Consider the following 13,123-nt stretch of genomic DNA (forward strand, 5'->3'; position numbering starts at 1 on the left):
CCGATATGAATTACACCCAGACCCTCGAATTCCTCTTCTCGTCGCTGCCGGTCTTCGAAGCCAAAGGCGCGACGGCCTACAAGCCGGGATTGGAGCGTATCACCGCGTTCTGCCGCCACATAGGCAATCCCCAGCGTAACTTTTTCACGATCCACGTGGCGGGAACCAACGGCAAAGGTTCCGTGTCGCATATCATCGCATCGGTGCTCCAGCAGGCGGGCTACCGCACGGGGCTTTTCACCTCGCCCCACCTGCAGGATTTCCGCGAACGCATCCGGGTGGACGGAGAGATGATTCCCAAACAGAAAGTGGTGAACTTCGTGGACAAGCACCACGGCAAGATGGTCGAGCTGGAGCTGTCGTTCTTCGAGATGACCGCCGCGCTGGCTTTCGACTACTTCGCGCAGAGCGACGTCGAGGTGGCCGTGATCGAAACGGGACTCGGAGGACGTCTCGACGCCACGAACATCATCGTGCCGCTGGTGAGCGTCATCACCAACGTGGGGCTGGACCACACGGCGCTGCTGGGCGACACGCTGCCGAAAATCGCCGCCGAGAAGGCCGGCATCATCAAAAAGAGCATTCCGGTAGTCATCGGCGAGAGCGATCCCCGCTACAACGAGGTCATCGAGCAGACCGCCGCCGCCAACAAGTCGAAGGTCATCTACGCCGAGCAGGAGTTCTCGTGCGAGCCCTGCCTCTGCGGAACCGACCGCCAACACTTCTGCATGCACCGCACCCGCGACAACCGCAACTTCGAGGTCGATCTCGATCTGGGGGGCAACTACCAGCGCCGCAACATGGTCACGGCAGCCGCAACGGTCGATTTCCTGCACGAGGAGACGCCGCTGACCATCTCCCGCCGCGCCTTCCTCGAAGGTGCGCGCGACACGGCAGCCAACACCTCGCTCATGGGCCGCTGGCAAAAGCTGGGCGAACAGCCGCTTACGGTCTGCGACACAGGCCACAACCCTCACGGCATCGCCTACGTCGCCCGGCAGCTCAAAGCCACGCCCCACAAACAACTCTACTGCGTGATCGGCTTCGTCCGCGACAAGGACCTCGCCCATATCCTCCCCCTGCTGCCGCACGACGCCCACTATATCTTCACGCAGGCGAAGACCGAACGGGCCTTCTCTGCCGCCGAGCTTACCGCCAAAGCCGCGATCTACGGGCTGCACGGCGAGACCGTCGCCGAAGTTCCCGCCGCAGTCGCCCGCGCCAAGGAGCTGGCCGGCGCCGACGACATGATCTTCATCGGCGGCAGCACCTATGTGGTCGCCGAAGCCTTGTAAAACCGTCTGACAGATCGCGACGCATCCGCAGACAACTTATATTATAATCCGGACCGGGAAAAGATACGCCCTATCTTTCCGGTCCGTTTTTTTCGATTTCCGCGCGGCGGGACAAAAATCTTTCCGGCCGGAAAAACAGATTTCGCGGCCCCGCAACAACGATTTGAGGCAGAGCGTTTTCGATTTGGGGGATTTTGATTTTGCAAATAATACTAAAAGTCTTAATTTTGGCATATTAATTACCCCCGATGCACCAGAAACCGACCAAAACCTGCATTACCTCCGCGGAGTTCGGGAGATTGTATTCCGACTACAATCCCCGGTTTACCGAGGTCACCTACCGTTACGTGCGCGACCGGGGAATTGCGGAGGATCTGGTGTCGGACAGTTTCATGGCGTTCTGGGAGGAGCGGGACCGGCTGCCGGAAGATGTGAACGCCCCGGCTTACGTGCTGACCATCGTCAAAAATAAGTGCCTGAACCACCTGAAGGTCAGGTTGCTGCACCTGCAGATCGAGAAAAAGCTGCATTCGACCCAGCAGCGGCTGATCCAGTCCGACATTCAGTCATTGGCGGCCTGCGTTCCCGACACGCTGTTCGTGGAGGAGATGCAGACGATGCTCGACCGCGCCGTCGGCCGGATGCCGGAACTTACACGGCGCATTTTCGAAGGCAGCCGCTACGAGAACAAAAGCTACAAAGAGCTTGCTCAGGAGCTGAACATCGCCTTCACCCACGTCAATTTCGAGATGCGGCGGGCGCTGAAAATACTTAGGGAAGAATTCAAGGACTATATTTTCACGCTGATAATACTACTGGCTGTCAGCAACTTGATTTAATAAAATAAATTATTAAACAAATAAATGCACCGTTTCACTACTAACACGGTGCATTTGTTTGTTATTACTACTAACAGAGAGAAAAAGAGAAGATGGACGATTTATTACTGTACAAGTTTTTGCAGAACGAAGCGTCGGAAGACGAAATCAGGACGGTATTGGACTGGCTCGACGCCGACCCGGCCAACCGGAAATATTTCGACGGGCTGGACAATATGCTCAATGCCGCCCGCGTAAACCGCCCCGCAGGCCGGAAACCCCTGCGTCGTCCGCTCCCGTCGCTGCGCAGTATCGGCGCATGGAGCATGCGCATCGCGGCAGTCCTGTGCTTATGTCTCGGAGTGAGTTATTTCGCAGCTACGAAGATGTTCGACCGCAAGGCTTCCAACAATTCACTGAGCGTGTTCGTACCCAACGGCGAGCGCATCAGCATGACGCTCACCGACGGCACGACCGTATGGCTCAATTCGGGCACGACGCTGGAATATCCGGCGGTTTTTGCACGCGGAGAGCGCCGGGTGAAGGTCACGGGCGAAGCGATGTTCGACGTCAAGAGCGACCCGCAGCATCCGTTCGTCGTCGAGACGTTCGCCTGCGACGTAAGGGTGCTGGGCACCAAATTCAACGTAGAGGCGAACGAAGAGAAGGGGATTTTCAGCGCCGACCTGCTCCGCGGCAAGGTTCAGGTCTGCAACCGGACGGACCGCAGCGACCGGATTACGATGGAGCCGAACCAGACGGTCCATCTGGAAAACGGAAAGTTGCAGCTTCACGCGCAGGAGAACGCCGACAAACTGCTCTGGACGGACGGCATCCTCTGCATAACGGGAATGACGTTCGAGGAGGTCATGGCCAAGTTCGAACGCTGCTACGACATCAACGTGGAAATTCTGCGCGACGACCTGCCCCAGATCGAGTTCCAGCGATGCAAGCTCCGCATCAGCGAAGGGATAGACCACGCCCTCGCGGTGCTGCAGCACGCGGCCGATTTCAGGTACGAACGAGATATTACGACCAATACGCTCTATATCAGATAACGAATGAAGTACGAACCCAACAGCCCGATGCCTATGAGAAAGTAACCGAGAACCCTTTTCTTCCGTATCAAGTCCTGATAAAAAAAGAAAACCTATGAATGTTGGCGCATCCATAGGTACATTCTTCAGGCGTAAAACCTACTTAAACCCTCAGGAGTTTATATTCGCTGCTATTTGCTGTATCTCTATCTTTGTCATCCGTCGCGGCTTTTGCCCAGCCGGCACCGCCCCGGATCACGATCACGATGGCGGACGTTCCGATGGAACGGGTGATTGACGCCATCGAAAAACAATCCAGTTATCTCTTCGCCATCGACACGAACGTGAACATTTCCCAGAAGGTCAGCGTCTCCTGCACGGATGCCTCCGTCGAGACCGCACTGACGCAGATGGTCAAAGGAACCGACGTGGCTTACCGCATCGACGCCTCGAACGTCGTGCTCTCGGCGGTCCGCAAAGAGGTGAGCGCACAACCCCGATTCGTTTCCGGCAAGGTTCTCGACGCACAGGGAAACCCCGTTGTCGGAGCGGCCGTCATCGTCAAAGGGACGACCGTCGGCATGAGCACCGGAGCCGACGGAGACTACTTGCTGCAGATATCCCCCTCGGCTGGAAACGCCGTACTGGTCGTCAATTATCTGGGCTTCCGCCCCGTAGAGGTCACCGTCGGAAATCGCACGCAGATCGATTTCACGCTGCACGAAGAGTCGCAGGCCGTAGACGCCGTGGTCGTAACGGCCCTCGGCATCAAGCGCTCGGAAAAGGCGCTCAGCTACAACGCCCAGCAGGTGAGTTCGGAGGATATCAGCATCGTGAAGGACGTCAATCTGATGAATTCGCTGAACGGTAAAATCGCAGGCGCGGTCATCAATTCGTCGGCGTCGGGCATCGGCGGCGCCACCCGCGTAGTGCTTCGCGGTCTGAAATCCATCAGCAGCAGCAACAACGCCCTCTACGTGGTGGACGGCATTCCCCTCTTCAACAATAACAACGGCGAGATAAAGAGCGAGTTCGAGTCGCAGCCCCGCGGCGAGGGTCTCACGGACCTCAACCCGGACGACATCGAATCCATGACCGTGCTCACCGGCCCCTCGGCGGCGGCGCTTTACGGATCGAGCGCGGCGAACGGCGTGATCGTGATCACCACCAAGAAGGGAAAGACCGGCCGGCCCCAGATTTCGTTCTCCAACCAGACGACCTTCTCCTCGCCGCTCAAAATGCCTGAGTTCCAAACCAAATACGGCAACCAGCCGAGAACCTACTCCAGCTGGGGGGGGGTACTGGCGACCCCTTCGTCCTATAACCCGCAAGATTTCTTCAACACGGCGGCCAACACGCAGACCAACGCCAGCATCTCCGTGGGTAACGAGAAGAATCAGACCTACGCTTCGCTGATGCACGTCTATGCCAACGGTATCCTGCCCAACAACTCATACGACAAATACTCCGTCACGGTCCGCAACACGACCTCGTTCCTGCAGGATCGGATGACGCTGGACGCAGGCTTCAGCTACGTGGAGACCGAAGACCAGAACATGCTCTCGGCAGGACGCTATTTCAACCCGCTGACCTCGCTCTACACCTACCCGCGCGGCGAAAGCGTCGAGGATCTGATGATGTTCGAGATCTATGATTCGAACAAAAAACGCTACGTGCAGAACTGGGCGTGGGGCCGCGGCGCGCTCGACATGCAGAACCCCTTGTGGATGATGCACCGCAACGTCCAGAACAACAAGCGGCGGCGCTCCATGATGAACGCGAGCCTCACCTACAAGGTGACCGACTGGCTCACCCTCGCCGGCCGCGCCAAGGCCGACCTGAGCGTCGGCGAATCGTCGCGCAAGCTCTACGCATCGACCGACCCGCTGTTCGCCGGCGGCGACAACGGATTCTTCGAATTCACCAAAGAGGAGGACACCCACCGCTACGGCGACTTCATCGCCACCGTAAACAAGCACTGGGAGCAGTTCTCGCTCTTCGCCAATGTCGGCGCCAGCATCTCCGACCAGCTCTCCAGCATCGCCGGAGCGCGCGGTCCGCTCGAACTGCCCAACTTCTTCTCGCTGACCAACACCAACCCCTACGGCGCATCGGGCCAACGGCTTCAGGAGCGCAAACGCGAGCAGGAGCAGGCCGTATTCGCCAGCGTGGAGGCCGGATGGAGGGGCATGCTCTACCTCACGGCCACGGTCCGCAACGAATGGCATTCGAACCTCGCCTATACGGACAACCTGTCGTACTGCTTCCCCTCGGTCGGCCTTTCGGGCCTGATTCACGAAATGGTGAAGCTCCCCTCGTTCATCGACTATCTCAAGGTGCGGGCTTCGTGGGCCGAAGTGGGCAGCCCGATTCCTTGGGGCATCTCCTACCTGACCTACAAATGGAAGCAGGGTTCGTGGTCCACGAGCGCCACCAGACCGATCCAGAATCTCCGCCCGAAGAACACGACCTCGTGGGAGGTGGGTCTGAACGCCTGACTGTTCGCCAATTCGCTCTCGCTGGACTTCACCTACTACAAGTCCAACACCAAACACCAGACCTTCCTCGTGCCCCTGTCTGGTTCGGCCGGCTACGAAAACATGTACGCGCAGACGGGCAACGTCGAAAACAAGGGTTTCGAGCTTTCGATCGGATACGACAAGACATGGAGGGACTTCGCGTGGAGCTCCAGCCTCACGCTCAGCCACAACAAGAACAAGGTCGTCGAGCTGATGAACAACTACTACGACCCGCAGACGGACAAATACTATACGCTCAAGGAGTATGAGGTCGCCAGCATGGGCGGCGCCAACTTCATCATGACCGAAGGCGGCACCATGGGCGACCTGTACGCCTACGGAGACCTGTGGCTCGACGAGAACGGCTACATCTACATCAACCCCAACGACCCGAAGCTGATGGTCACCGACGAGCGCATCAAGCTCGGCTCGGTGCTGCCCGACTACAACGCCGGTTTCCGCAACGATTTCTCCTACAAGGGCATCAACCTCTCGCTGCTCTTCTCCGCACGCTTCGGCGGCATCGTGGTATCGCCCACCCAAGGTTTTCTCGACGGACTCGGAGTATCGAAGGCGAGCGCCGATGCGCGCGACGCCGGCGGCGTGCCCATCAACAACGGCAGGATCGACGCGCAGCACTACTACGAGACCGTCGGTCTGGGACAGCTGCTCTCCCACTACACCTACAGCGCCACGAACGTCCGCCTTCAGGAGACGAGCATCGGATATACCTTCCCGAAGAAATGGATGGGCGACCGGGTCAAGCTGACCGCATCGCTCGTAGGGCGCAACCTCTGGATGATCTACTGCAAGGCCCCGTTCGACCCCGAACTCACGGCCTCCACCGGTTCCTACCTCCAAGGTATCGACTACTTCATGCAGCCGAGCCTGCGAAGCCTCGGTTTCAATGTCCAACTTAAGTTCTAACCAAGCCTTAAGACCGTTATGAGAAAATACATGAACATCATAAACAGACTGTTGTTCGGCGCCGTCGCCTTGGCGGCATTGTCCTGCACGGGCAATTTCGAAACCTACAACCGGAACCCCGACCAGCCGAGCACGATAGACCGCGACGTCTGGAACTACATCAAAAGCATGCAGTACAACGTGATTCCCACCGTCAAGAACCAATATCAGATCGTGGAAAACGTGTCGGGAGGCGCCTACGGCCGCTACTTCGCCTACGCCAAATCGACCGATGCGGGATGGAACACCGGCATGTTCGCCTTTTACCGAATCGCCAACGACTGGGCCAATCCTCCCTACGAGGTGCCCATGACCAACATTTACAGCAACTGGCGGGCCATCAAGGCCGAACTCGAAGAGCCGGAAGACGACTACCGCATGGCGCTCGCCCAGATCATCCGCGTGGCGGCCATGCAGCGCGTCACCGACATTCAGGGGCCCATTCCCTACCGCACGATGGAGAACAACGACGACCTGACCGCTCCCTACCAGTCGCAGGAGGCCGTCTACGGCTTCATGCTCGAAGACCTCGACCATGCGGTGAACGTGCTGGAGACCTACATCACCCTCGCCGGAACGGACGTGGTCGCAGAAGCCGCATCGGCGGATTACGTCTACAACGGCAACCTCGCCAAATGGATCCGGTTCGCCAATTCGCTCAAGCTCCGTCTGGCCATGCGCATCTCGAACGTGTCGCCCGATGCCGAACGCTATGCCGAAGAGGCCGTCGCGCACCCCTACGGCGTGATCGAATCGAACGCGGACAACGCCTCGCTCGACGTCTCCCAGACCAACGACCAGAATCCGCTCCGCTGGCTGGTCGAGGATTACAGCGACGTGCATGCGGCGGCCGAGATCGTCACCTACATGAAGAGCTTCGACGACCCGCGCCTCTCCAAATATTTCAACCCTGCGGTCCGGGACAGCGAGTACCACGGCTCGCGCGTAGGCGCCTACTCCTCCAGCCAGTGGAAGGACTACTATTCGCTTCCGAAAACCAACGCCCTCGACCGGCTCATGTGGATGAACGCCGCCGAAGTGGCCTTCCTGAAGGCCGAAATGGCCGTCAACGGATGGGACGTGACGGGCGACGCCAAGACGCTCTACGAAGAGGGCATCCGCCTTTCGTTCGAGCAGTATCAGGCCGAAAACTACACGTCCTACATCGCCGGCACGGCCGCGCCGACCGCCTATTCCGATCCGCGCAGGGCCAACAACTATACGCCGGGCACGGCCTACAGCGTCACCGTCGCATGGGACGGCGCCCTTTCGGCGGAAAAGCAGCGCGAGAAGATCATCACCCAGAAATGGATCGCCCTCTATCCGCTCGGAACGGAGGCGTGGGCCGAGCAGCGCCGCACGGGATACCCGCGGTTCTACCCCACGCCCACCAGCACCAACGCCTCGAACGAGCCTAACCTGCCGACCGAAGGCGCTTCGCGAATCCCCTTCGCCCCGAACGAACAGACGCGCAACGCCGACAACTACGACGCGGCGGTGGCCCTGCTGGGCGCCGGCGGCGACAAGTTCGGAACCCGGCTGTGGTGGGACGTCAAAACAGACAAACCCGCTTGGTAGAAGGTTTCTGCCGACCGGCAATTTTTCAATGTAACCCGAAAAAAACGACAAGTATGAAAAAGATATTATTGATGTGTCTGTCCCTGCTGCTGTTCGCGTCAGCTCTGGTCTCCTGCGAGGATTGGACGGAGCCCGAAAGCAAGGTGTTCCTCAAGGGCGACGGGCACGACGACGCCTATTACGCCGCCCTGCGCAAATGGAAGGCGGAGACCGATTACGACATGGCATGGGGATGGTTCGGCGGTTGGGGCGCCAACGCCACCAACCTCAAGAACTCGCTCCGGGGCCTTCCCGACAGCCTCTATCTGGCGGCCATCTGGGGCCGGTGGCGTCCCAGCGTCCTGACCGACGCCATGAAGGCCGACATGGAGTATGTCCAGCGGGTAAAAGGCACCAAAGTGGTGTGCACCACCATTACCGGCTGGGTGGGAGTCGACGTGATCGGAGGCGATTACCAGAACAACCCCCAGAAAGAGGAGTATTTCGGCTGGAAGCCCGAATGGGACACTCCGTCGGGCTGGCGGGCCGCCGACGGCACCGACGAACGGGCCGCTCAGGAAGCCTCCATCCGCAAATACGCCCGCATGCTCGCCGACAGCGTTTATACGGGCGGCTACAGCGGCATCGACTTGGACTACGAGCCGAACGTCGGCGGAGCCGGCTGCAAACGCGAGCTATCCAACCGCGACAACTTCTACATCTTCGTGGACGAGCTGGGCAAATACCTCGGACCGAAATCGGGCACGGACAAACTGCTGGTCATCGACGGAGAGATCAACGCCGTCGAAGGCCGCTGCATGCCCTATTTCGACTACTTCATCTGGCAGGCGTACAGCACCTCCTCCGATTCGGGACTCAACACCTACATCAGCACGGTGATCCGGAACGGTTCGGGATACATGGAGCCGGAAGAGCTGATCCGCAAGCTCTACACCACGGTCAACTTCGAACAATACGCCGCCGAGGGCGGCGGCTCCTACACGGGCGGCATCAACCGGCTTCTGGGGCAGGCTCTCTGGAAACCCACATGGGAGGGCAAGACCTACCGCAAGGGCGGATTAGGCTCCTACCACATCGAATACGAATATTATCTGTCCGGCAAATCGGGCTTCTATCCGTGGACCCGGCAAGCCATCAACGCCGTACATCGGTCCGAGAACGAAGAAGAGGTTCCGAACGAATAACCGAATAAAACCACTGCAATGAAAATCAAGGCATTTTATTTATCGGCCGTCGCAGCGATCGTGACGGGACTCGTGTCCTGCGACAACGCCGAACTCAAATACGACGACGTAACGGGCCCCGGCAGACTCTTCCTGAACGAAGCGGTCGGAACGGCCAAATCGGTCTCGTTCGTCATTCCCGACGACGGCAGCGTCTACACGGTCACGCCCCGCATCTCGAAACCGCTGGGCAGGGACCTGAAACTCACCGTATACGTGGACGAGAAGGCCCTCGACGAGTACAACAAACAGAACAACACCTCCTACACACTGCTTCCCAACACCAACTACGAATTCGAAAGCAGCGCGGTGATCCCCGCAGGCAAGGTCGTCTCCAATCCGGTGACAATCACCCTGCATCCGCTCACCACGGAGCAGAACAAGACGGGATTCGTCCATGCGCTGCCCATCGCCGTAAAGGCCGAAGGGGAAGCCATGCAGGTGCTCGAAGGCGCCGACGCATTCGTCTTGGCCGCAACGCCGGTTCCCTATTCGAACGTAGTCGAGATCACGGGCAACAGCTATCTGCAAACACGTTTCGCCGAAGATTACAAACTCTCGTCGTGGACCTTCGAAACGCTGTTCAACCCCAGTCAGATCTACACCGGCAACACGACGACATGGCTCGCGTCGGCCATCGGCTACTACGAGCAGGGCGGCACGAAGATCATTCAGGACGGCTTCATGCTCCGTCTGGGCGACAGCGGCGGCGGCACGAAGAACAGCCTGATCAACGGCATGGTCAGCCGCTCCGGCAAACAGATCTCCTCCATCCCGCTCCAGTCGAACATCTGGCACCATATCGCCATCGTGTGCGACGAAGGTGACATCACGCTCTACGTGAACGGCAACGTCGGCTACACGGCCAAATCGGGCTATGCCGCGACGCAGTTCTACGCCCTGAACGGCATCCGCTTCGGCAACGAATCCGCTTCCGGCAACCTCGGAAGCCTGCGTTACCGCTACTGTCAGGTCCGGTTCTGGTCCGTAGCGCGCAGCGTCGAGGAGCTGAACAACAACCGCTATGCGGTTCCGGCCGACACGCCGGGTCTGCTGGGCTACTGGAAACTCAACGAGTACACCGAAGGCAAGGCGATGGTTCCGGGCTCCAGCGTAAAATGTATCGAAGAGGACACTCCGATGACGGAAACGGAGACCTACCTCTTCAAAGACGCCACGGGCAAACAGCCCGACGCCCTCATCCACCGGGCGTCCGCAAACACCCCCTACATCTTCACCCCGGACAAACGCATCGAGGTGGGGTATACATGGGACGGCGTTCTCGCCCAATAACCGTCCGAACGAAACGAGCCTCCCCGTAAAACCGAATTTACGGGGAGGCGGTTTCTAATGACCACTTTCCTGAAAAACCGTGACATGAAATTTTCATTCCACCTGCTGCTGACCTGCATCGCGCTCACGGCCTGCGGCGAGAGCGGCAAAACGACCGCCGATTACCGGATCGTGCCGCGCCCCGGCGAAATCGCGCCCGGCGACGGCGGCGATTTCGAACTGGACGCCCGCACCCGGATCGTATGCACCGGCGACGGCGACGGCATGCGCGCCAATGCGGAGTTTCTCGCCGGATATGTCGAATCGGTCGTCGGCTCGGCCCCCGAAATCACCGGTCCGGACGGCCTTTGCGACGACGGCAGGGCAGTCATCCTGCGGGCCGACGCGCCGGGCAAAGGCGGCGAAGCGTACGAAATAGAGGTTTCCGAGAACCGCATCACCGTCAGCGGGGAGTCCGACGCCGGCGTGTTCTACGGCATCCAGACGCTCCGCAAGGCGATGGGCGCCGCAAAAGCAGCCAAAGTGCTTTTCCCGGCGGTCCGCATCGCCGACGAACCGTATCTGGGCTACCGGGGCGTGATGCTCGACGTGGGGCGCACGTTCTATCCCGTCGAAGAGGTGAAGCGGATCATCGATCTGGCAGCGCTGCACAACCTCAACGTCTTCCACTGGCACCTGACCGACGATCAGGGGTGGCGGATCGAGATCGACGCCTATCCCCGCCTGACGGAAACCGGGGCTTTCCGCCGCGACACGACGCTCGCGGGCGAGCCGGGCACCTTCGGCGGCTACTACACCAAACGGCAGATCCGCGACATCGTCGAGTATGCCGCACGCCGGTATATCGAAGTCGTTCCGGAGATCGACATGCCGGGCCACATGACGGCGGCGCTCGCCTCCTACCCCGAACTCGGATGCACGGGCGGGCCGTACGTCATCACCTCGCAGCCGGGCGTGCGCCGCGACATCCTCTGCGCGGGCAATCCCGCGGTCTTCGATTTCGTGGAAAAGGTCCTCGAAGAGGTGATCGGACTCTTCCCCTCGAAGTACATCCACATCGGGGGCGACGAATCGCCGCGCACGCGGTGGCGGGAGTGTCCCGAATGCCAGTCGCTGATCCGCAGGGCGGGGCTGAAAGCCGACGCCCGCCACAGCGCCGAAGACAAGCTTCAGGGCTACTTCAACACCCGGATCGAGGAGTTCCTCGCACGCCACGGGCGACGGCTGATCGGCTGGGACGAAATCGTGGACGGCGGCATGTCGCCCGACGCTACGGTCATGTCGTGGCGCGGAACGGCAGGCGGCATCCGGGCCGCCGACGAGGGTTTCGACGTCATCATGTCGCCCAACTCGTCGCTTTACTTCGACTATTACCAGTCGGCGAACATCGACACCGAACCGCCGACCATCGGCGGTTATATTCCACTGAAAAAGGTCTACGACACCGAACCCGTTCCCGAAGAGCTGACGCCGGAGCAGGCCCGTCACATTATCGGCGTGCAGGCCAACGTGTGGACGACCTACATGCGGACCGATACGATTCTGGAACACATGCTGCTGCCCCGGCTGGCGGCGCTCGCGGAAAGGGCGTGGTCGGACAGGGAGAAGGATTTCACGGACTTCATGATGCGGCTCGACCGGCTCGTCGGGTTCTACGACCGCGACGGTTACAGCCACTTCCCCCATTTCTACGACATAACCGGCGCCTTCACCGCGGATTACGCCCGCAAGGCGGTGGGGATGACCCTTTCGTCGCTGCCCGGAGCGGACATCCGCTACACGCTGGACGGCAGCGAGCCGACGGAAGAGTCGCCCCTCTGCACCGACACGGTGTGGATCGGATCGCCGGCGGCGGTCCGGGCGGTCGCCGTCCTGCCCGACGGACGGCGCAGCGAACCCTTCCGCGAGGAGGTGACCTTCAACAAGGCCACCATGAAGCCGATCCGGCTGCTGACCGCTCCGCACCCCAAATACGCGGCCGCCGCGCTCAACGACGGCCTGCGGGGCAAGCGGGTCTTCACCTACGGCAACTGGGCGGGCTGGCAGGACGACGACATGGAGGCCGTGATCGACCTCGGACGGCAGGAGGAGATCGCGCAGGTGGCGTTCAACGCCCTGCTGGACTACGGGTCGCACATCATGGACGCCGCAGGAGCGAAGGTATGGGTTTCGGACGACGGCGAAACATTCCGCGAGGTATACGGCGAGCACTATCCGGAAATTCCTTACGGCGCCGTCAAACGCATTTTGCGCCACGAAGCGAACTTCTCCCCGGCGCTCCGGGCCCGCTACGTGAAACTGCGGGTCATACGCTCCGAACAGCTTCCCGAAGCTTATTTCGACCGGAATCTGCGTCCGTTTCTGTTTATCGACGAAATTTACGTATATTAGCAG

General features: G+C 59.9%; 9 protein-coding genes. All 9 read left to right on the forward strand.

Features of this window, described 5'->3' with window-relative positions:
• Positions 1–5 precede the first annotated feature (5 nt).
• Positions 6–1,295 (forward strand): bifunctional folylpolyglutamate synthase/dihydrofolate synthase, encoded by a 1,290-nt coding sequence (locus tag ACESTR_RS09965; RefSeq protein ID WP_237958655.1) that lies wholly within the window; start codon positions 6–8, stop codon positions 1,293–1,295.
• Between the two features lie 248 nt (positions 1,296–1,543).
• Positions 1,544–2,134: an RNA polymerase sigma-70 factor gene (locus ACESTR_RS09970; RefSeq protein WP_227042072.1), complete on the forward strand. Its 591-nt coding sequence runs from the start codon at positions 1,544–1,546 to the stop codon at positions 2,132–2,134.
• Positions 2,135–2,226: 92 nt separating this feature from the next.
• A complete protein-coding gene (locus ACESTR_RS09975; protein ID WP_014775224.1) occupies positions 2,227–3,171 on the forward strand; it encodes a FecR family protein in 945 nt (314 codons plus the stop codon).
• A 245-nt stretch (positions 3,172–3,416) separates the two neighbouring features.
• Positions 3,417–5,648 carry a SusC/RagA family TonB-linked outer membrane protein gene (locus tag ACESTR_RS09980; RefSeq protein WP_373179217.1) on the forward strand — a complete coding sequence of 744 codons (2,232 nt, stop codon included), beginning with the start codon at positions 3,417–3,419 and terminating at the stop codon, positions 5,646–5,648.
• Positions 5,649–5,750: 102 nt separating this feature from the next.
• On the forward strand, positions 5,751–6,596 hold the full coding sequence (locus tag ACESTR_RS09985) for a hypothetical protein (RefSeq protein ID WP_373179219.1): 846 nt from the start codon (positions 5,751–5,753) through the stop codon (positions 6,594–6,596).
• Between the two features lie 30 nt (positions 6,597–6,626).
• Complete coding sequence (locus ACESTR_RS09990; protein WP_022044247.1) at positions 6,627–8,213, forward strand: SusD/RagB family nutrient-binding outer membrane lipoprotein; 1,587 nt, start codon at positions 6,627–6,629, stop codon at positions 8,211–8,213.
• Positions 8,214–8,266: 53 nt separating this feature from the next.
• Positions 8,267–9,397: a glycoside hydrolase family 18 gene (locus ACESTR_RS09995; protein WP_009596918.1), complete on the forward strand. Its 1,131-nt coding sequence runs from the start codon at positions 8,267–8,269 to the stop codon at positions 9,395–9,397.
• Between the two features lie 18 nt (positions 9,398–9,415).
• The gene (locus ACESTR_RS10000; RefSeq protein ID WP_009596916.1) at positions 9,416–10,729 is read left to right on the forward strand and encodes a BT_3987 domain-containing protein; all 1,314 of its coding nucleotides are present in this window, start codon (positions 9,416–9,418) and stop codon (positions 10,727–10,729) included.
• A gap of 84 nt (positions 10,730–10,813) precedes the next feature.
• Positions 10,814–13,120, forward strand: a complete 2,307-nt coding sequence (locus ACESTR_RS10005; RefSeq protein ID WP_009596835.1) for a family 20 glycosylhydrolase — start codon at positions 10,814–10,816, stop codon at positions 13,118–13,120.
• Positions 13,121–13,123: the final 3 nt, after the last annotated feature.

This window comes from Alistipes sp. DJF_B185 (assembly GCF_964250025.1).
GTDB classification, from domain to species: Bacteria; Bacteroidota; Bacteroidia; order Bacteroidales; family Rikenellaceae; genus Alistipes; species Alistipes finegoldii.

Excerpts from the sequence above, each read along its gene's own strand:
- ACESTR_RS09965 (WP_237958655.1), top strand. The coding sequence starts at position 6 with ATGAATTACACCCAGACCCTCGAATTCCTCTTCTCGTCGCTGCCGGTC.
- ACESTR_RS09970 (WP_227042072.1), top strand. The coding sequence starts at position 1,544 with ATGCACCAGAAACCGACCAAAACCTGCATTACCTCCGCGGAGTTCGGG.
- ACESTR_RS09975 (WP_014775224.1), top strand. The coding sequence starts at position 2,227 with ATGGACGATTTATTACTGTACAAGTTTTTGCAGAACGAAGCGTCGGAA.
- ACESTR_RS09980 (WP_373179217.1), top strand. The coding sequence starts at position 3,417 with ATGGCGGACGTTCCGATGGAACGGGTGATTGACGCCATCGAAAAACAA.
- ACESTR_RS09985 (WP_373179219.1), top strand. The coding sequence starts at position 5,751 with ATGTACGCGCAGACGGGCAACGTCGAAAACAAGGGTTTCGAGCTTTCG.
- ACESTR_RS09990 (WP_022044247.1), top strand. The coding sequence starts at position 6,627 with ATGAACATCATAAACAGACTGTTGTTCGGCGCCGTCGCCTTGGCGGCA.
- ACESTR_RS09995 (WP_009596918.1), top strand. The coding sequence starts at position 8,267 with ATGAAAAAGATATTATTGATGTGTCTGTCCCTGCTGCTGTTCGCGTCA.
- ACESTR_RS10000 (WP_009596916.1), top strand. The coding sequence starts at position 9,416 with ATGAAAATCAAGGCATTTTATTTATCGGCCGTCGCAGCGATCGTGACG.
- ACESTR_RS10005 (WP_009596835.1), top strand. The coding sequence starts at position 10,814 with ATGAAATTTTCATTCCACCTGCTGCTGACCTGCATCGCGCTCACGGCC.